Origin of the sequence: Nocardia terrae, assembly GCF_009760405.1 — a bacterium.
Taxonomy (GTDB): Bacteria; Actinomycetota; Actinomycetes; order Mycobacteriales; family Mycobacteriaceae; genus Nocardia; species Nocardia terrae.
The window spans coordinates 1-18,904 of the sequence record NZ_WRPP01000007.1; the positions used below are offsets into that span (position 1 = coordinate 1).

Annotated in this window: 19 protein-coding genes, 1 tRNA gene and 1 pseudogene; 9 read left to right on the top strand and 12 right to left on the bottom strand. The window is 67.8% G+C overall.

The annotated features are described in order from the left end of the window. Positions 1 to 18: 18 nt before the first annotated feature. A complete protein-coding gene (locus tag GPX89_RS30870) occupies positions 19 to 333 on the bottom strand; it encodes a hypothetical protein (RefSeq protein ID WP_157391268.1) in 315 nt (104 codons plus the stop codon). A gap of 64 nt (positions 334 to 397) precedes the next feature. After that, positions 398 to 970 (bottom strand): TetR/AcrR family transcriptional regulator, encoded by a 573-nt coding sequence (locus GPX89_RS30875; protein ID WP_157391269.1) that lies wholly within the window; start codon positions 968 to 970, stop codon positions 398 to 400. Between the two features lie 99 nt (positions 971 to 1,069). Here GPX89_RS30875 and GPX89_RS30880 point away from each other — a divergent pair, with 99 nt between their 5' ends. Beyond that, positions 1,070 to 1,735 carry a lysophospholipid acyltransferase family protein gene (locus tag GPX89_RS30880; protein WP_157391270.1) on the top strand — a complete coding sequence of 222 codons (666 nt, stop codon included), beginning with the start codon at positions 1,070 to 1,072 and terminating at the stop codon, positions 1,733 to 1,735. A 62-nt stretch (positions 1,736 to 1,797) separates the two neighbouring features. Here GPX89_RS30880 and GPX89_RS30885 read toward each other — a convergent pair whose 3' ends face one another. Continuing rightward, positions 1,798 to 2,247, bottom strand: coding sequence for a hypothetical protein (locus tag GPX89_RS30885; protein ID WP_157391271.1), 450 nt, complete (start codon positions 2,245 to 2,247; stop codon positions 1,798 to 1,800). A gap of 381 nt (positions 2,248 to 2,628) precedes the next feature. Between GPX89_RS30885 and GPX89_RS30890 the strand changes: the two genes are divergently transcribed. Together GPX89_RS30890 and pth are read left to right on the top strand one after the other, a co-directional pair. Then, positions 2,629 to 3,225 carry a 50S ribosomal protein L25/general stress protein Ctc gene (locus GPX89_RS30890; protein ID WP_157391272.1) on the top strand — a complete coding sequence of 199 codons (597 nt, stop codon included), beginning with the start codon at positions 2,629 to 2,631 and terminating at the stop codon, positions 3,223 to 3,225. Positions 3,226 to 3,250: 25 nt separating this feature from the next. Continuing rightward, entirely contained in the window at positions 3,251 to 3,832 is a 582-nt protein-coding gene (gene pth / locus GPX89_RS30895) for an aminoacyl-tRNA hydrolase (RefSeq protein ID WP_157391273.1), read from the top strand. Positions 3,833 to 3,953: 121 nt separating this feature from the next. Here the strand turns inward: pth and GPX89_RS30900 are convergent, their stop codons facing one another. Beyond that, on the bottom strand, positions 3,954 to 5,606 hold the full coding sequence (locus GPX89_RS30900; RefSeq protein WP_328602485.1) for a fatty acyl-AMP ligase: 1,653 nt from the start codon (positions 5,604 to 5,606) through the stop codon (positions 3,954 to 3,956). Between the two features lie 85 nt (positions 5,607 to 5,691). Further along, positions 5,692 to 6,864 (bottom strand): aminotransferase class V-fold PLP-dependent enzyme, encoded by a 1,173-nt coding sequence (locus GPX89_RS30905; protein ID WP_157391274.1) that lies wholly within the window; start codon positions 6,862 to 6,864, stop codon positions 5,692 to 5,694. Between the two features lie 122 nt (positions 6,865 to 6,986). On the opposite strand from GPX89_RS30905, the gene egtA reads away from it, so the two are divergent. From egtA to egtD, 4 genes and pseudogenes are all read left to right on the top strand, one after another. After that, positions 6,987 to 8,282 carry an ergothioneine biosynthesis glutamate--cysteine ligase EgtA gene (gene egtA, locus GPX89_RS30910; protein WP_157391275.1) on the top strand — a complete coding sequence of 432 codons (1,296 nt, stop codon included), beginning with the start codon at positions 6,987 to 6,989 and terminating at the stop codon, positions 8,280 to 8,282. Between the two features lie 11 nt (positions 8,283 to 8,293). Further along, positions 8,294 to 9,622 carry an ergothioneine biosynthesis protein EgtB gene (gene egtB / locus GPX89_RS30915; protein WP_407939510.1) on the top strand — a complete coding sequence of 443 codons (1,329 nt, stop codon included), beginning with the start codon at positions 8,294 to 8,296 and terminating at the stop codon, positions 9,620 to 9,622. Then, positions 9,622 to 9,777: pseudogene (locus GPX89_RS44960) on the top strand (ergothioneine biosynthesis protein EgtC); the annotation flags it as partial. The gene egtB and the pseudogene GPX89_RS44960, both read left to right, overlap by 1 nt. Positions 9,778 to 11,027: 1,250 nt before the next feature. Continuing rightward, positions 11,028 to 11,999: an L-histidine N(alpha)-methyltransferase gene (egtD, locus tag GPX89_RS30925; RefSeq protein ID WP_157391277.1), complete on the top strand. Its 972-nt coding sequence runs from the start codon at positions 11,028 to 11,030 to the stop codon at positions 11,997 to 11,999. Between the two features lie 3 nt (positions 12,000 to 12,002). Here egtD and GPX89_RS30930 read toward each other — a convergent pair whose 3' ends face one another. The 6 genes from GPX89_RS30930 to GPX89_RS30955 all read right to left on the bottom strand — a co-directional run bounded on the left by GPX89_RS30930 (position 12,003) and on the right by GPX89_RS30955 (position 16,484). Further along, positions 12,003 to 12,641 carry a DUF2461 domain-containing protein gene (locus GPX89_RS30930; protein WP_157391278.1) on the bottom strand — a complete coding sequence of 213 codons (639 nt, stop codon included), beginning with the start codon at positions 12,639 to 12,641 and terminating at the stop codon, positions 12,003 to 12,005. Between the two features lie 2 nt (positions 12,642 to 12,643). After that, positions 12,644 to 13,216, bottom strand: coding sequence for a DUF4190 domain-containing protein (locus tag GPX89_RS30935; RefSeq protein WP_157391279.1), 573 nt, complete (start codon positions 13,214 to 13,216; stop codon positions 12,644 to 12,646). 70 nt (positions 13,217 to 13,286) lie between these two features. Then, positions 13,287 to 13,619 carry a hypothetical protein gene (locus tag GPX89_RS30940; protein ID WP_235948545.1) on the bottom strand — a complete coding sequence of 111 codons (333 nt, stop codon included), beginning with the start codon at positions 13,617 to 13,619 and terminating at the stop codon, positions 13,287 to 13,289. A 238-nt stretch (positions 13,620 to 13,857) separates the two neighbouring features. Then, on the bottom strand, positions 13,858 to 14,838 hold the full coding sequence (locus tag GPX89_RS30945) for a ribose-phosphate diphosphokinase (protein ID WP_328602486.1): 981 nt from the start codon (positions 14,836 to 14,838) through the stop codon (positions 13,858 to 13,860). After that, on the bottom strand, positions 14,835 to 16,337 hold the full coding sequence (gene glmU / locus GPX89_RS30950) for a bifunctional UDP-N-acetylglucosamine diphosphorylase/glucosamine-1-phosphate N-acetyltransferase GlmU (protein WP_157391280.1): 1,503 nt from the start codon (positions 16,335 to 16,337) through the stop codon (positions 14,835 to 14,837). Before glmU ends, GPX89_RS30945 begins: the two co-directional genes overlap by 4 nt. A gap of 76 nt (positions 16,338 to 16,413) precedes the next feature. Further along, positions 16,414 to 16,484 (bottom strand) — tRNA-Gln (locus GPX89_RS30955). Between the two features lie 324 nt (positions 16,485 to 16,808). On the opposite strand from GPX89_RS30955, the gene GPX89_RS30960 reads away from it, so the two are divergent. Further along, positions 16,809 to 17,438, top strand: coding sequence for a TetR/AcrR family transcriptional regulator (locus GPX89_RS30960; protein WP_157391584.1), 630 nt, complete (start codon positions 16,809 to 16,811; stop codon positions 17,436 to 17,438). Positions 17,439 to 17,652: 214 nt separating this feature from the next. Further along, on the top strand, positions 17,653 to 18,300 hold the full coding sequence (locus GPX89_RS30965; protein WP_157391281.1) for a TetR/AcrR family transcriptional regulator: 648 nt from the start codon (positions 17,653 to 17,655) through the stop codon (positions 18,298 to 18,300). 142 nt (positions 18,301 to 18,442) lie between these two features. On the opposite strand, the gene GPX89_RS30970 is transcribed toward GPX89_RS30965, so the two are convergent. Beyond that, the gene (locus tag GPX89_RS30970; protein ID WP_157391282.1) at positions 18,443 to 18,835 is read right to left on the bottom strand and encodes a DUF1801 domain-containing protein; all 393 of its coding nucleotides are present in this window, start codon (positions 18,833 to 18,835) and stop codon (positions 18,443 to 18,445) included. Positions 18,836 to 18,904: the final 69 nt, after the last annotated feature.

An 18,904-nucleotide genomic window follows, 5' to 3' on the forward strand; every position in this document is an offset into this window, starting at 1 on the left:
GCGACCGGCCACGGATCGCTAGGACACCGAAGCGCCCACTCCGCCGGACTGGGCGGCGGCCGAGCCGGTCCCGGTGAGACCGTTCAGCAGCGGGGTGATCGAGCTGCTGCCGCTGCTGGTGCCCGACGGGGAGGGCGTCGGCTTCGGCGTCGGGGTGGGCGTGGGGGTCGGGGTCGGCGTGGGAGTCGGCCCGCAGTCGGTACCGCTGATGGCGACGGCGGTGTTGTCCTGCCCGACCGTGTCCGCACCGGCGAACGAGGCGGAGAGGGTGACGGCGGTGGAAATGGCTGCGATGCCCACGGCACCCAGACCGATGCGGCGAATGCTCTTCATAGAACAGTTTCCTTATGGTGCAAGACATTCCCTGGGGTCGGGAATGATGCGAAACGATAGTGCTTCAGAGTGTTGGAGTCCAGACCCGCAACTGCGCCGCCACCGCCCGCGCCACCAGCGCTTCGACATCGGTCCCGGGCGCGATCGCCTCGATGCTGCGATTGGCCACCACCACGGCGATGCCGTGCAGATGGGTCCACAGGCTCAGCGCACGTTCGCCGGTGGGGTCGGGCGCACATTCGGCGACGAGATCGCGCCAGCGCGCGAACATCGGCAGCGTCGTATTCGCCCGCAGGTTCTCACCCGCGCCCTCCAGTAGATCGTGGCGGAACATGAGCGTGAACATTTCCGGGCGAGCGGTCGCGAACTCTATATACGCCAGACATGTGCGAAGCACTCGCGTTTCGGCTGTATCGCCTTGCACCGCTTCGATTTCGGCCCGCAATTCCGCGTAACCGCGCGCCGCGATCGCCGCCAGCAGCGAATTGTGCGTGGGGAAATACCGCCGCGGCGCACCGTGCGACACCCCGGCTTCGCGGGCAATGGCCCGCAGGCCGAGCTGTGCCGCGCCCACCTCTTCGAGCATGGCGACGCCCGCAGTGACCAGCCGTTCTCGCAGTGGCTCAACCGAAGTCATGCGTCACATTCTCCTGGTTCGGTAGACACTGTCTACTCGGGTGGGGTAGGAAGGGTGTCGAGTAGACACTGTCTACGCTCGCGACTCCGGAGGGTTCATATGTGGTACTGGCTGCTGAAGCACGTCATGGTGGGGCCGGTGCTGCGGCTGCTGGGGCGACCGAGGATCGAAGGGCTGCACCACGTCCCGGCCGACGGGCCGGTCATTATCGCGGCCAACCATCTGGCCGTGGTGGATTCGCTCTACCTGTGCCTGGTGCTGCGGCGGAAGGTCACCTTCATCGCCAAGCAGGAGTACTTCACCGAGGGCGGATTCCGGGGGCGGCTCAATCGCTTCGTCATGAACGCCACCGGACAGGTGCCGGTCGACCGCACCGGCGGTAGCGCGGGATCCGATTCACTCGCGGCGGCCGTGCGGATTCTGGAGTCGGGCGGCATCTGGGGAATCCACCCCGAGGGCACACGTTCGCCCGATGGCCGCATCTATCGCGGGCGCACCGGTGTGATCCGAGTGGCGATGCAGACGGGCGCCCCGGTCATCCCGGTCGTGCTGTCCGGCACCGACCGGGTCAACCCGCGCGATCGCCGCTTCCTGCGTCCCGCCAAGGTCCGCATCTCCTTCGGCCATCCGCGTCATTTCCTGCCCGCGGGCCAGCAGGCCGTGCGCCGGGCCACCGATGAACTCATGGCCGACATCGTGAGCCGCTCCGGCCGCCCCTATGTCGATTGCTACGCGACCACTTTCAAGAACCGGGCCGCCGCGTAGAACGATGAACGGCCGGTCTTTCGGATCCCGCGGGCATCCGAAAGACCGGCCGTTCTCGAGTGCTAGCTGACGCGCGAGTTGGCGCTCGAGCCGCCGAAGGTGTTGGTGAGCATCGGGATGATCGAGCTGGCGCTGCCGGTGTTGGTCGTGTTCGAGTTCGACGCGGCCGCGACGGTGACGTCCACCGGGCCGACGACCGTGCTGCTGCCGTTGAGCTGCACCGTGATGTGGTGGGTGCCCGTGGAGTTGGGGGTCCAGTAGATGGCGGCGGTGGTGTTGGAGCCGGACGGCGAGGCGGTGCCGACGGAGACGTTGTTGTCGAACACGTTCGCGGAGACGTTGGAGGCACCGGTGTTCACGGTGATCGTGTAGGTCGCGCCGACCGTGTAGCCGCTGCCCGACACGGTCAGGCCATTGGCGGTGGTGTCCGCCGCGGCGAAGGGTGCGGCGACGGTGGCGGAGATGGCGGCGATACCCGCGGCGCTCAGGCCAACCCGGCGGATGTTCTTCATCAATCTTTTCCCAACTGGCGGTTTTTGCACTCGTATTTCCTTACGATGCAAGGCATTCCCCCCGAGGAAGCCATGCGAAACGCTAGTATGTCAGATTTTCGACAAGCGGGCCGGGAAATAGCTGGATAATTTCTGGCAATGCGCGAGCTGCGCGTGGCGAGGGGTGGTGAAAGCCCCCTCCGGCCGCATGTTAGAGTCGTCAGGTTGTCTCGGCGAGGGTGTGGCACCCAGTTGTCCACCGTGATCGACGCGGCTCGGCCATTTCGGCCGTCCATGTTGGTCTTTCGCCGACGAGCAGACCACTTACAGCCAGGGCGGCCCCGTCGCCTGGCGACCAGCTGACATTACAGCCCGGACGAGCCGTAGGGAGTAGACACAGTCATGTCCGACGCCAACCTTCTCGCAGCCACCGTACGCACCGAGTTCGGCAAGGGCGCTGCCCGCCGTACCCGCCGCGACGGCAATGTTCCCGCCGTGCTCTACGGCCACAACGAGGAGCCGCAGCACCTGTCGGTGAACGCCCAGGCGTTCGCGGCCATCCTGCGTGAGCACGGCACCAACGCCGTGCTGAACCTGGACATCGCCGGCAAGAAGCAGCTGGCGCTGACCAAGTCGGTCGTCGTCCACCCGATCCGCCGCTACATCGAGCACGCCGACCTGCTGATCGTGCGTCGTGGCGAGAAGGTCACCGCCGACGTGAGCATCGCCCTGGTCGGCGACGCCGCCTCCGGCACCCTGGTCCAGCAGGACACCATCGTGCTGTCCATCGAGGCCGACGCCCTGAACATCCCCGAGTCCATCGAGATCTCCATCGAGGGCGTCGAGGCCGGCACCCAGATCCTCGCGGGCCAGATCGCGCTGCCGAAGGGCGCCACCCTGGCCGGCGACCCCGAGGCCCTGATCGTCAACATCATCGCCGCCCCGGCCGCCGCCGCGGAAGCGGGCGAAGAGGCCGCCGAGGAAGCCGCCGCGGAGTAACTCCCTACTCCTGTAACGGTTCTCGATGACCGAGGCAACTGCCGGGCCCGTGCTCGTGGTCGGTCTGGGTAACCCCGGATCCGAATACGAGCGCACCCGGCACAATGTCGGTTTCATGGTCGCCGATGTGCTCGCGGAGCGCGTCGGCGGCCGTTTCACCGTGCACAAGAAGTCCGGCGCGGATCTGCTCGAGGCCCGCCTGGACGGGCGCAAGGTGCTGCTGGCCAAGCCGCGCACCTACATGAACCTGTCCGGGCGGCCCGTCGCGGCACTGGCCAAATTCTTCTCCGTCCCCGCCACCGAGGTGATCGTCGTCCACGACGAACTCGACCTCGATTTCGGTGTCATCCGCCTCAAGCGCGGTGGCGGCGAGGGTGGGCACAATGGGCTGCGGTCTATTTCGCAGGCCCTCACCACCAAGGACTATCTGCGCGTCCGCTTCGGCATCGGCCGCCCGCCGGGCCGCCAGGACCCCGCGGACTACGTCCTCAAGCCCTTCTCCGCGCCGGAGCGCAAAGAGGTTCCGGTGATCGTCGAGCAGGCCGCGGACGCGGTGGAGCTATTGCTGCGCGTGGGTCTCGAAACCGCGCAGAACCAATTGCACTGACCCGCCTCCCCGGAACTTCAGCGGGCGGCGCAGTGCCGTCGCCCGTTCCTGACCCGTGCCGGCGGTTTGGTGCCGAACCGATTTCGGGCGTACCCCGTGAGTTACCCCGGTCGGCGCGAAATCAGTTGTCGCGCAGGGATACGGCCGTGGCGGATCGGCGCAGTTTGCCCGAGGACGTCTTGGGCAGAGCGCCCGGACCCAATACCGTCACGCTGCGCGGACGGACCCCTACCTCCGAGAACACCGCGTGCACGATGTCGTGCTCGATGCGGCGCACTTCGTCCGGATTCTGATGATCGTTGGATTCGACCACGACGGCGAAGCTTTCGCGTTTCTGGCCCGCGTCCAGACGTACGGCCACCGCGTTGCCGGGCCGAACGCCCTTGACGCGCAAGGCCGCTCGCTCGATGTCGGTGGGGAAGATATTGCGGCCCGCCATGATGATGACGTCCTTGATGCGGCCGCACACCACGATCAGGCCGTTCTCGGTGAAGTAGCCGATATCGCCGGTGTCGAGCCAGCCCTCGGCGTCCTGGGCGGGGCGGAAGCCGTCCACGGTGACATAGCCGGAAGTGACTGCCGGACCGCGTAATTCGATCACGCCGACGCTGCGGATGGGCAGCGGCTGATGTTCGGCGTCGACCACGCGGCCCTCCAGGTTGTCGACCAGGTACCCGAGGGTGGGCAGGCGGCGGGTATTGCCGTGATGGCTTTCGGGGTGCCGGACGGGGACCGCCTTGCCGAGCGCCTCCAGCAGATCGGCGTCGACGACGTCGAGCACCTGACCCAGGCCGGGGTCGGGGATGGAGACGGCCAGGGTGGTCTCGGCCATCCCGTAGACCGGGGTCAGAGCCATCGGGTTGAGGCCGAAGCGTTTTCCGGCGTCGGCGAGCGCGTCCATGGTGTCGGCGTCGACGGGTTCCGCGCCGTTCCACATGTAGCGGACACTGCTCAGATCGACCGCGCCGTCCTCGGCGTTGCGCAGCCGGCGGGCCAGCAGCGAATAGGCGAAATTCGGTGCGGCGGTGACGGTTCCCCGATACTTCGAGATGAGTTCGGCCCACAGGATGGGGCGGGTCAGGAAGTCCAGCGGCGTCACGCACACCACCTCCGCGCCGAATTGCATCGGCACGCTGAGGAATCCGACCATGCCCATGTCGTGGAACAGCGGCAGCCAGCTGATCATCACGTCGTCGTCGAGCTGGAATTTCACCCGGTCGAACATGGCGTAGGCGTTGACGTAGAAATTGCCGTGCGTGATCCGCACGGCCTTGGGGGAGCCGGTGGAGCCGGACGTCAACTGTTGCAGGGCGATAGCGTCATCGTCCGTCTCCACCGGGTCCGTGGGTGGGCCCGCGCGCATCGCGTCGATGGTGATCACCGCGATGCCGCGCTCGCGCAGCAGCGGTTCCGCGATCTCGAACGGCGCGCCCAGAATCACCGCCCGCGCCTCGATCATGCCGAGCACGGTCTCGGTGTCGCGGGTCCACACCTGCAAGTCGGTGCGCGGGGTCGGCTGGTGCAGCATGGTGATCGAGGCCCCGCGCATCCACACCGCCTGGCAGGCCGGGGCGATGTCGACCGGCATGCCGGCCAGCACGCCCACCGCGTCGCCCGGGCCGATCCCGGCGGCCGCCAGACCGCCCGCCATGTGACGGGCGATCTCGTGGATCTCTCCCCAGCCGTGGCGCACCGGCGCAGCCGGTTCCCCGGTCACCAGCCCCCGGTTCGAGACGCGGGCGGTGGCATACATTTCCTCGGTGAAGCGGCTCACGATCGACTCCTCAAACGCGTAACCAGCACCACCAATATCCCGCGCCGAGTGAAGGCTGTTAACGGTTTTCGGGGTATGCGGCCGGTTATGCGAGGGTTCGGACCGCTCCGATGAAGCGATCCAGATCCTCGAAGCTCACGAAGCAGTGCGGGGAGGCCCGGACCACCGAGTTCAGTTCGCGCGCGGACATATCCAGCAGGGTCGAGCCGCGGAAGCTGACCGTGACCGTGATGGCCTCGGCGGCCAGGCGGTCGCGCACCTGCACCGGTTCCAGGCCGTCGACGGTGAAGGAGACGAGGCCCGCGTGCTGGGTGCCGCGGTCGCGCACGTCCACGCCCGGGATCTCCTGCAGGGCCTTGCGCAGGTACTCGGCGCGCTCGGCGACGGCCGCGTAGACCGCGGCCGGGCCCAGGTCGAGCAGGTAGCGCACGGCCGCGCCCAGGCCCAGGCGGGCCGCCACGGCGTGCTCCCAGAATTCGAAGCGGCTGGCGTCGGGGGACAGCACGTAGTCGTCGGGCGCGGTCCATTCGGCGCTGTGCAGGTCCAGGCGGGTGGGTTCGAGGCTCAGCGCCAGGTCCGGCCGGACGTAGAGGAAGCCGGTGCCGCGCGGCCCGCGCAGCCATTTGCGCCCCGTCGCGGACAGCGCGTCCACATCGAGCTCGGCGACGTCCAGCGGCAGTTGACCGGCCGACTGGCAGGCGTCCAGCAGCACCAGCGCGCCCACCCGGTGCGCGAGCCGGGCGGCCTCGGCGACCGGATTCACCAGACCGCCGTTGGTCGGAACATGAACCAGTGACACCAGTTTCACGCGTTCGTCGAGCATGTCCTCGAGCGCGTCGAGGTCGAGCTGACCGCTGGAGTCGCTGGGAATTGCCTCCACGGTCGCGCCGCTCTGGCGGGCGCGTTGCAGGGCGGCGATGGCATTGCTGCCGTAGTCCGCGCCGGAGATCAGGACGCGGTCGCCGGGGGAGAGCGGGACCGAGTAGAAGAAGTCGCTCCACGAACGGCTGGCGCTGTCGCTGAGGGCCAGCGCCGCGGGATCGGCGTTGATCAACTCCGCGATGGCGGTCCGGACGTCGTGCAGGTCGTCGATGCGCTCGTTCGCGGCGCGGTAACCACCGATCTCGGCCTCGCGCCGCAGGTGATCGATGGTGGTGTCGACGACGATCCGTGGGGGCAGTGAGGAGCCCGCACTATCGAGAAATACTTGATTTTCACAACCTGGCGTATCCGCCCGTAACCCCGCGATGTCCAGCATGAAACGACCATATCGGTTGCGGTGTTCTCCATTTCGTCAGATTTCTTGTCACACTCCCTCGCTACTCTGGTTTGGGTCGCCGTCGGACCCCTGGCGGTGACCGCATCAGACGGAGGTTGGCAATGGCTGTCACGGCGTCACCTACCGATGTGCTGCGAAGTGGCCTGACCGAAACCGAGCCCGGCCGCGAGTTCTCCTCGCGTGCGGCCGCCGAGGCTTATGTCGGGAAAGTCTGTTTCAAACAGGGCCCACCGCTGCTCATCGGTGCCGAACTCGAATGGCTCACCGCGCAAGGTGAACCTTCGGCATCCAACTCGCGTCCGGACCTCACGGTTCTCGCGGACGCACTCGGACCGCATGCGCCGCGGTCCATCTCCCCCGATTCCCCGGCCGTTCCGTTGCCGGGAGGCAGCCGGGTCACTCTCGAGCCCGGCGGTCAGATCGAACTGTCCAGTGCCCCGTTCGGCTCCGCCGCCGAACTGTGCGAGCGCTTGCGATCAGACGCGATCCGCCTGCGGGAACTACTCGAATCCCGCTCCATCCGAACCTTTTCCGCGGCCGCCGATGCGAATCGGCGGCCTTCGCGTGTGCTGCGGTTGCCGCGCTACCGGGCCATGGAGCAATCCTTTGCCGGTATCGGGCCCTTCGGCGCGCTCATGATGTGCAATACCGCCGCCACCCAGGTCAGCGTCGACGCGGGGGCCGACCCCGCCGAGATCGCGAGCCGGTGGAACGCGCTGTATGTCATGGGTCCCGCCCTGCTGGCTGCTTTCGCCTGCTCACCCGACCTGCATGCCGCCCCGCCCGGTGCCTGGGCGTCCCAGCGCATGCGGGCCTGGCAGCGGCTCGACCAGCCGCGGACCCGCCCGCCCGTGCACGACTGGGCCGATCCCATCGCCGGGTACGCGCGCTGGGCCCTGGACGTGCCGCTGCTGTGCGTGCGGTCCCACACCCCCGACTGGGCGGCCCCGCCAGGAGCCACCTTCGCCGATTGGCTGTGCGGGGCCCTGGACGAGGAGATCGGGCGGCGGCCGGATCGCTCGGATCTGGACTATCACCTCACCACCCTGTTCCCGCCGGTCCGCGCGGCCGGGCACCTCGAGGTCCGCTACCTCGACGCGCAGCCGGGCGACGGGTGGTCGGTGCCGGTCCACGCCATCGACGCGCTGCTGTCGGATCCCCGGACGATCGCTGAGGCGACGGCACTGGCCGCGCCCACCGCCGCCGTCTGGTCCGAGGCCGCGCGCCACGGACTGGACGATCCGGAGTTGCGCGCCGCCGCCGTCGCGCTGCTCGAGCTGGCCACCGCGCACGCCGCGACACCGGAGGCCGCCAAGGAACTGGTCGCCGCCGCCGATCGATGTCGCCGCGGCTCGCCGCCCGCGCAGGGCGAAGACGAATCGGGAGTTCTCTCATGACAATTCAGCAGATGCCCGGCACGGACCGGGCGGAGACCGAGCGGTTGCGCGGGCGGATCGCGGACACGCTCGAACGGGCCCGGCGCCGGACCATCGGCTTGACCGAGTGCGTGGACGAGGCCGAACTGGTCGCCCAGCACTCGCGGATCATGAGTCCGCTGGTCTGGGATCTCGCGCACATCGGCAACCAGGAAGAACTGTGGCTGGTGCGTGACGTCGGCGGGCGGGAACCCGTGCGGCAGGACATCGATCACCTCTACGACGCCTTCAAGCACGCGCGCGCCGACCGGCCCGCGCTGCCGCTGCTGGACCCGGCCCAGGCGCGGGACTACGTCGGCACCGTGCGCGAGAAGGTGTGGGATGTGCTGGAGCGCAGCCCATTACGCGGCGGTGACCTGGTCGAGGGCGGGTTCGCCTTCGGCATGATCGCCCAGCACGAGCAGCAGCACGACGAGACCATGCTGGCCACCCACCAGCTGCGCACCGGCGAGGCGGTGCTGTCCGCGCCGCCGACTCCGGCCGCGACGGCGACCGTGACCGGTGAAGTCGTCGTTCCCGCAGGGGAATTCAGCATGGGCACCGACACCGATCCGTGGGCGCTGGACAACGAGCGCCCGGCGCACCCGGTGCACGTCGACGCCTTCGCCATCGACGCGGCCCCCGTCACCAACGAACAGTTCCTGGCCTTCCTCGACGACGGCGGCTACGAGCGGCCCGAGCTGTGGTCCGAGCGCGGCTGGGCGCATCGCGTCGAAGCCGGACTGACCGCACCCCAGTTCTGGGAACAGGACGGCGGAGGCCGTTGGTGGCGGCGGACTTTCGGCGCCATGCAGCCCCTGCGCACCCACCAGCCGGTGGTCCACGTCTGCTGGTTCGAGGCCGAGGCCTACGCCAACTGGGCGGGCAAACGCCTGCCCACCGAAGCCGAGTGGGAGAAGGCCGCCCGCTTCGACCCCGCCACCGGGCGCTCCCGCCGATACCCCTGGGGCGACGGCGATCCCACGGCGGCCCTCGCGAATCTCGGCCAGCACCACCTGGAACCGGCCGACATCGGCGCGTACCCAGCCGGTGCGTCGCCCCTGGGCGTCCATCAGCTGATCGGCGACGTCTGGGAATGGACCGCTTCGGGTTTCGACCCCTACCCCGGCTTCCGGGCCTTCCCCTACCGCGAATACTCCGAGGTCTTCTACGGCGGCGACTACAAGGTCCTGCGCGGCGGCTCCTTCGGCGCCGACCAGGTGGCCGCCCGGGGCACCTTCCGCAACTGGGATCACCCCATCCGCCGCCAGATCTTCTCCGGCTTCCGCCTGGCCAGATCCCTCACCGCGGACGACCTCTGATGTGCCGCCACCTCGCCTACCTGGGTCCACCCACCCCGATAGGAGAACTCCTCACCCGAGGCCCGCACTCGCTGCGCACCCAGTCCTGGGCGCCCCGCGAAATGCGCGGCGGCGGAACGATCAACGCCGACGGCTTCGGCGTCGCCTGGTGGCACCACCCCGACGCCGCGTACCCGGACCACGGAGCTGGCGTCATCTGGCACGGCGGCGCGTCACCGGACACCCGCGACCCCTCGGCGGCGTCCGTGGGTTCGTCCGCCTGGGGATCGACGTCCACGGATAGCCGGACGGAATCCGCGCCCCATGCGGAATCGGCCAGTGGACCAGGCCCCTTGGCCACCGGAGCAACGGTCGACCCGGCCGGAACAGTCGGCGACCCAGGGGATCTGGTGGTCAGCAGATACCGCAATGCGTCGCCGATCTGGACGGACCCGGCGGTGGACGAGGTGCTCCCGCAGATCCGCTCCACCGCGGCCCTGGCCGCGATCCGTTCCGCCACAGTGGGAATGCCGGTGGAGCGTGCGGCCTGCGCACCGTTCACCCACGGCCGCTGGGCCTTCAGCCACAACGGTGCCATCCCCGACTGGCGGCGAGTCCTGACCGACGTCGCAGCCGAATTCGGCTCGCCCCCGTTGCTCGACGCCGAATCGCTGACGGATTCGGCCGCCCTGTGGGTGATTCTGCGCGGCCTTTTCGAGGGCACCGGCCGCTCCTCGGAGGCGAGCGCGCGTGAAAAGGTCGCGGGCGAAGGCGATTCCGCCGCAGCCGGGCCTGGACAAGGCGCAGATCTCGGGAACGATCGGGGCGCCAGGTCGAGCTCTCGTGGTTCGGAGGTGGCGGGCGAGCATGGCGTCGGCACGACCGGAGAGGGTGCCACCTCGGCGGCGGCCGGATCGGCGACCGGCGGCAGCTACACGTTCGGTGCGGCTGTGGCGTTCGGCTCGACCGTGAGTGTCACCTCGAGCTCGGGGGAGCCGCCGGAGATTCGGGCCTGGGGTTGGGCTACTACCGCCGAAGGCAGCGAGTCCGGCTCTGGGGCGGGCGATTCGGCGGCGGCCGGGAGTGGCGGATCGGGTCGCGTGCGCGAATCGGGCCGGGGCGCAGGCGCTTCGGCCGCCGGGGCGATGACTCCGGGGGAGGCGTTGCGGCTGGTGATGGCCGCAGTGCTGCGGCGGTCGCCCAAGGCGCGGTTGAACTTGTTGGTGGGGGATGGGGTGGGGGTTTGGGCCACTACGTGGCATCACTCTTTGTCGGTTCTGGAGACCGGCGCGTTCGTGGTGGTGGCCTCGGAACCGTTCGATGACGACCCGCGCTGGCGGCCGATCGGGGATCGGCAGCTGGTGAGTGTGCGGGGCGGACGGGTTTCGGTGGAGCCACTGGATATCGAGATTGGAAGGGCTGGTTCATGAATACGCCTACGGTGGAGATTCACCTGACCGACGAGGATTTGACCACCGCGCTGCGCGAGGACGTGCGGAGCGGGTTGACGGCGGAGCCGAAGTGGCTGCCGCCCAAGTGGTTCTACGACGCTCGCGGGAGCGAGCTGTTCGAGAAGATCACCGAGTTGCCGGAGTACTACCCGACCCGGACCGAGCGGGCGCTGCTGGAACGGGTGGTCGGCGAGATCGCGCGGATCGCGCAGGCCGAGGTGCTGGTGGAGCTGGGTGCGGGATCGGCGGCCAAGACCCGGCTGCTGTTGAACGCGCTGCGGTCCGCGGGGCCGCTGAAGAGCTATGTGCCGCAGGATGTCTCGGTCTCGGCGCTGCGGATGGCGGCGGACGAGGTGGCGTCGGAGTTCCCGGGGGTGGGTGTGCACGGGGTGGTGAGCGACTTCACCGCCACGCTGGACAACCTGCCCGGCGGCGGGCGGCGCATGGTCGCCTTCCTGGGCGGCACCATCGGGAACCTGGTGCCGAGCGAGCGCGCCGAATTCCTGCGCGGCATCCGGGATGTGCTGGAACCGGGCGAGCAGCTGCTGCTCGGCGCGGGTCTGGTCATCGATCCGGCGGTGCTGGTGCCCGCCTACGACGACGCCGCCGGCGTCACCGCGGAGTTCAATCGCAATGTGCTGCACGTGCTCAACACCCGCCTGGGCGCGAACTTCGAGCCGGAGAAGTTCGCGCACGTGGCGATCTGGGATGCCGAGAACGAGTGGATCGAGATGCGGCTGGAGGCCACCGAGGCCATGACGGTCCGCATCCCGGAACTCGACCTCACCGTCGAGTTCGCCTCCGGCGAGCAGCTGCGCACCGAGATCTCGGCCAAGTTCCGGCGCGAGGTGCTCGAAAACGAGCTGGACGCCGCGGGTTTCAGCACCGAGCGGATCTGGACCGACCCGGACGATCGGTTCGCCCTGGTGCTGGCCGAACGCAGGTAGCGGCTACTTCTGCGCCGTCACGGCCGCCAGCCACTCGATGAGCGGCCGCATCTGCTCCCAGGCCGCCCGGATCTCCCGGGCGGCCTTCGGGGTGCTCAGCCAGTCGGGCGCACCGAAGTCCCGTCCGGCGGTAATGGACTTGTGCCGCAACAGCTCGATGCGCGGGTGCTCGATGTCGTAGCCCTTGGGCTTGGTCGCCAGCTTGTCCCCGCCGATGGCGTATCCGGCCGAAACCAGCTGCGCGATCAGCCCTTCCAGCTCGGTGCCGCGCACCTCGTCGTCGATGGCCACCCGCAGCGCCGTCAGCTGCGCGGGCGAGGCGGCGTACATGCCGCCCGCCACCCGCAGCCCGGCCGCGCCGATCTGCACGTACCAGCCCGAATACTGGGCGCTGTACACCACCGCGCCCTGGTGGTTCTTGTAGGGCGACTTGTCCTTGGCGAACCGTACGTCCCGGTACGGCCGGAAGATCTTGGCCGTGCCGAAGTCCGGTTCCAGTTCGGCGACAAGGGCTTTCATCGGATCCCGGACGGACTCCTCCCACACCTGCTTGTGGGCATTCCAGAAGGCCTTGGAGTTGTCGGCTTCCAGGTCCTCGTAGAAATCGAGTCCGGCGAGCGGGAATCCGGTGAACGCGGTCATGGCTAACTATTGTTCATCATGTTCGAACCGTAGACCGCCAGCCCTATTCCGAACCCGATGACCATGCACACGCCCGCGGCGATCGCGGCCCACTTGCCCAGCGGTTCGCCCTTGTTGTTGCCGATGATGCCCAGCACGATGCCGACGATGCCGAGCAGCGGGCACAGCAGCAACGCGATGCCCGCACAGACGAAACCGATGATCGAATAGGTCTGGGTCCCGGACTGCTGCGGCGCGCCATAAGGACCGCCCGGATAGGGCTGTCCGTACGGCTGTTGTCCATAGGGCTGCTGTCCGTAGGGCTGCTGTTCGTAGGGCTGCTGTTCGTAGGGTTGGCCCCCGCCCTGCGGATAGGTGGGATAGCCGGACTGCGCCGGATAGCCCGGATCCACCGGCGACTGCTGATACCCGTAGTCTCCGCCGGTCGGATGAGGCGGCGGTGGGGAATCGAACCGCGTGGGTTCCGGCGGCCTCGCGCCGCCCCCATCGAATCGTTTGGTGAGATCCGGTGTGTCGGGGCCGTCCTCGGGCGGCTTGGGTGATTCGCCGGGGCCGGGTTCGTGCGGCGTGCTCATGCTGCGTCCTCCTCGTGGGTGGTTCGAACGCCTACAGAGGTATTGCCGTGCCGAGCGGGCGGAAACAGTCTCAGTCGCCGGGTTCGTCGACGATGTCCATGGCGGCGACCTCGGCGGGCCGGTCGTCCTCGGCCACGAACTCGTCGCGCCGTCGCCGCCGCGTCCACTCCTGGTCCAGCTCGGCTCCTATCCCGAGGCGGCCGGTGTCGTCGTTCTCGCGATTGCGGATGACGAGGTCCTCGGGCGGATCGGCGATGTACCGCTCGTACTCGCGGATGTCGTCTTCCTGGTCGTCGTCGCCGAGGTCGTAGTCGAGATTGTCGACATCGCTGTCGAAGACCTGATCGGTGTCGAAGACCTCGTCCATGATCCGGGCGTCGTCTTGGTCGGGCCGGTCGGCCATTCGGCACCACCTCTCCGCGCAATCAGCGCACCAGTAGCAAACCGCGAGTCGCGTCCAACGCTACCGCGTGTCGTATGAAACGGACATCCAATGCCACCCCCATTTCACGCGGGAGCAATGACAACGAGCGCCCCTCCCGCTGATGCGGGAGGGGCGCTCGGGTGGTACGGGGTCGGAGATGTGGTGTCCGTGGCTGGGGTTCAGGGGCGGAGCCCCTGAGAGCCTACGAGAGTTCCAGTTATGCGTTCCCGTTGAAAAGGCCGGTCACGGAACCGTTTTCGAAGACCTCGCGGATGGTCTGGGCCAGCAGCGGGGCGATCGAGAGCACGGTCAGCGTCGGGAACTTCTTCGACTCGTCGATCGGCAGGGTGTTGGTCACCACGACCTCCTTGGCCCCGCAGTTGGCGAGACGCTCGGCGGCGGGGGCCGACAGGATGCCGTGGGTGGCGGCGATGACCACGTCGCCCGCACCGGCCTCCTTGAGCACCTTGACCGCGCCGGCGATGGTGCCACCGGTGTCGATCATGTCGTCGATCAGGATGCAGGTGCGGCCCTCGACCTCACCGACCACGCGGTTGGAGACGGTCTGGTTGGGGACCAGCGGGTCGCGGGTCTTGTGGATGAACGCCATCGGCGCGTCGGCCAGCGAGTTGGCCCACTTCTCCGCGACCTTCACACGACCGGCGTCGGGGGAGACGACGGTGATGTTGGACAGGTCGTAGTTGTTGCGGATGTGCTCGGCCAGCTGCACCTGGGCGTGCATGTGATCGACCGGGCCGTCGAAGAAGCCCTGGATCTGATCGGTGTGCAGGTCGATGGTGATGATGCGGTCCGCGCCCGCGGTCTTGAGCAGGTCCGCGATCAGGCGAGCGGAGATGGGCTCGCGGCCGCGGTGCTTCTTGTCCTGGCGGGCGTAGGGGTAGAACGGCAGCACCGAGGTGATGCGCTTGGCCGAACCGCGCTTGAGCGCGTCGATCATGATCAGGTGTTCCATGACCCACTGGTTCAGCGGGGCCGGGAAGCTCTGCAGCACGAAGGCGTCGGAGCCGCGGACCGATTCCTCGAACCGGACGAAGGTCTCACCGTTCGCGAAGTCGCGCGCGGTCTGGGGGGTGACATGAACGTTGAGTTCCTTGGCCACCGCCTCGGCGAGCTCGGGATGAGCGCGCCCAGAGAACAGCATCAGGTTCTTCTGGTTATCGGTAGAGAACGCGGTCACTGACGTTCGCCATCCTTTTTCTCGTCGGATATCTCGGTGGTTCCCGGTTGATCCGGGAGCTCCGCGAGGGCCACTTCGGCCGCGCGGGCTGCATCGGTGCCGGGGCGATTGCGCTGCACCCAGCCTTCGAGGTTGCGCTGTGCACCACCCGAGACCGCGAGCGCTCCCGGTGGAACATTTCTGCGCAGTACAGTACCCGCCCCCGAGTACGCGCCGTCACCCACGGTGACCGGGGCGACGAACATATTGTCGCTGCCCGTGCGCACATGCGAGCCGATCGTGGTGTGGTGCTTCTTGACCCCGTCGTAATTGACGAAAACGCTGGATGCCCCGATATTGCTGTGCTCGCCGATGGTGGCGTCGCCCACATAGGTGAGGTGCGGGACCTTGGAGCCGGTGCCGATCGTCGCGTTCTTCGTCTCCACGAAGGTGCCGATCTTGCCCTTCTCGCCGAGCGAGGTGCCGGGCCGCAGATAGGCGAAGGGTCCGACGTTCGCGCCCGGGCCGATGCTGGACTTCTCGCCGTGCGTGCGGACCACCTTCGCGCCGTCGCCGACGGTGACGTCGGTCAGCGTGCAGTCCGGTCCGATCTCGGCGTCCTCACCGATCACGGTGTCGCCCAACAGTTGTACGCCCGGGCGGATGACCGCGTCGCGGCCGATCACCACATTGCCGTCGATCCAGGTGGTGGCCGGATCGATGATGGTGACCCCGGCGCGCATGTGCCGTTCCAGGATGTAGCGGTTGAGGGTGCGGGCGGCCCCGGCCAGCTGCACCCGGTCGTTCACGCCGGTGACCTTGGCGTGATCGAGCAACCGTGCGCCGTGCACCGGGTGTCCGGCCTCGCGGGCCAGCTTGAGCACATCGGTGAGGTAGAGCTCGTGGCGCGCGTTGGCGGTATCGATGCGGGAGATCATGATTCGCAGCACAGCCGCGTCGAAGACATAGACGCCGGAGTTGACCTCGGTGATGGCCGCCTGCTGCGGAGTGGCGTCGGCGTGCTCGACGATCTCCATCATCCGGCCCTCGGCGTCGCGCACGATGCGGCCGTAGCCGTTGGGGTCGTCGGGCTCGAAAGTCAGCACGGTGACGGCGGATCCGTCGGAGTAGCTGCGGTGCTCGTCGAGCAGCGCGTTGAGGGTGTGCCCGTCCAGCAGCGGCACGTCGGCGTAGGTGACCAGGACGTCGCCGGTGAAATCGTCGGGCATGACCGCGAGCGCGCACTGCACGGCGTGCCCGGTGCCGCGCTGCTCCTCCTGTACCGCCAAGGTGATCTGGCGGCCCAGTTCCGCACCCACCTTGCCGACCGCGTCGCCCACCGCTTCGCGGTCGTGGCCGATCACGGTGATGAGCGACGTCGGGTCGATCTCGTGCGCGGCATGCAACGCGTGGGCGAGCATGCTCCGACCGGCGAGCGGGTGCAACACCTTGGGTGTCTTGGACCGCATTCGGGTTCCGGCTCCGGCGGCGAGAACGACGACGGCGGTCTGCTGTGGCATGGATCTCCCTCGGCTGCCGGTCATCGTGTGCTGGAAAGCAATATGCGGGGCCAACCATATCGGCCCTGCTCGCGAGCTCCGCCGCCAGGACTCGAACCTGGACAAACTGAACCAAAATCAGTTGTGCTGCCATTACACCACGGCGGATTGCAGCGTCATGCGGGTCTGATCCTCGCATGAACTAGTGCCTTACGTCGAACTGTCCCGCCTCTCCGCGTTTTTTGCCGACCAGCTAGTCACGCATTGCCTTACGCTGCGGACCGGCGGTTCGCGACACGGCCGAGTCAGCCGGTACCCCAGGAGTTACCCCGATCGTGCTAGATCAGTTGTCGCGTCGGCGAAACGGGGCAGATGTGGTCCCCATGCCGCTGGGCGGCGCGAAGTCTGGGACAGTTGTAGCGCATCTGACGGCGTAGCAGGGAGGCGGAATCGATGACGGCGGGCGAGGGGGCCAGACCGGCGCGGGCGCGCATGACCGGCACTCAGCGCCGTCAGCAGCTCATCGAGATCGGGCGGGCGCTGTTTGCGGAGCGCGGGTACGACGCCACCTCGATCGAGGAGATCGCGGCGCGGGCGCAGGTGTCGAAACCGGTGGTGTACGAGCACTTCGGCGGCAAGGAAGGGTTGTACGCGGTCGTGGTCGATCGCGAGATGTCGACCTTGCTGGAGATGATCACCTCCTCGCTCACCCAGAACCGGTCGCGGGTGCGGCTCGAGCAGGTGGCGCTGGCGTTGCTCACCTATATGGAGGAGCGCACCGACGGTTTCCGGATTCTCATGCGGGACCAGCCGGTGTCGGCGGCGGAGGGCACGTACTCGAGTCTGCTGAACGAGGCCGTGAATCAGGTGGCGCACATTCTGGCGGGGGATTTCGAACGCCGCGGCCTGGACCCGACCTTGGCGACGCTGTACGGGCAGGCGCTGGTGGGAATGGTTGCGACGGCGGCGACCTGGTGGCTGGACGAGCGCCAGCCGTCCAAGGAAGTGGTGGCCGCGCACCTGGTCAATCTGTGCTGGAACGGGCTCACCCATTTGGAGGCCGAACCGGTGTTGAAGTCGGAATGGCCGAGCGGCAAGGGGTTATCGAACCCTGCGGTCTGAATTTTGGTCTGATATGTCTGTCTAAGCGGGGCAGAACTGGACAGTTAACCAGCGAATTGCGAAGGAGGACGGGCCGAATGCTCGAATCGGCTGGCAGCGCGCAGCCGGATGGTACGGTTCACCCATCCTTCGAGTGCTGTTCGAACTGTGATGTCGGTCAACTTCGGGATATCGGTCTACTTCAGGATGGCTGGTTTGATGACAGGCGGATCTGATGGCTAGGCAAGCGCGTGCGGAGATCACTCGCGATTCCGTGCTCGCGGGCGCGGCCGATGTCTTTCTTCGACTGGGCTACGCGAACGCGTCCCTGTCCGAGATCATCGCGCAGTCCAATGTAACCAAGGGCGCCTTGTACTTTCACTTCGGCTCCAAGGAAGAACTGGCCCGCGCCGTCGTCGATCAGGGCAACGAGCGACTGGTCAGCGCCTGCCAGGGATTCTTCGATCCGCGGGTGCCGGCGTTGGAGGCGTGCATCGGGATCACCTATGTGGTCGCCGATCTCACGATGAACGATCCGATGGTCGGGGCGATGCTCAAACTCACCCATCAGATCGGTGATTACCGCGGCGCGACCGGCGACAATATCGCCAAGACTTGGGGCGAGACGCACCGTTTGCTCGCCGAACGCGCCATCGCCCAAGGGGATCTGAAGGCGGATCTCGACCCGGAGACCATCGGCCTGCTCCTGCAGGAGATGACGACCGGCGTCCACATCGTCGCCGTCAGCACCGAATCCATCGACCAGATGGCGACCCGCATGGAGCGGGCGTGGTACTTCCTGCTGCCGAGCATCGTGCCGGAGGAGAAGGTCGCGTACTTCCGGGAATTCGCCGCCCGCCGCTTGCGCCGCTACGTGCAGTAGCCCACTCCTGGGAGGGCGGGGGCTCGAGCCTCGCCCGGGGCATGGTCTCGTGACGCGTGGGCATGGTGTCGGGACGTGTAGGGGCACTGGTGTCGTGACCGTCGGGGGCTTGTGTCCCCGACAGCCCGGGATCCGCTACCGTTCACTTGCCCTTCAGTTTTCGCCAGCCGCCCGCGCGGTTGTTGGCGACGATCTGCCGGAACATGGCGAGAAGGGCTGGGGCGTTGAGGGTTTCGCCCTCCGCGACGGCGATCATGCGGGCGGTCTTGTTGTCGTGGCCGCCGGTGATGATGCTCTCCGGGTCGGGCACGATCGCGCCGTCGTAGAGGAAGATGTCGACCGCCGTCTTGGTGGCGAGCAGGGCGCAGATATTGCCGTCGAGCACGAAGTAGGGGCGGACGGTGCGCTTGATGGTCTCCTCGACCTCGGGGTCCGCCTCGTGCACGAGGTCGCGGACCTGACGGCAGATCTCCTGTTGCCAGCCGGGCAGGGCGTCGATGTACGAGTCCACCCGCGGATCGGTCGCATAGGACATCCCGCCATCCAAGCACGCGCGGGACGTCTGCGTGCTGAAGCTGTCATTGCGGGTGACTAGACTCGACTG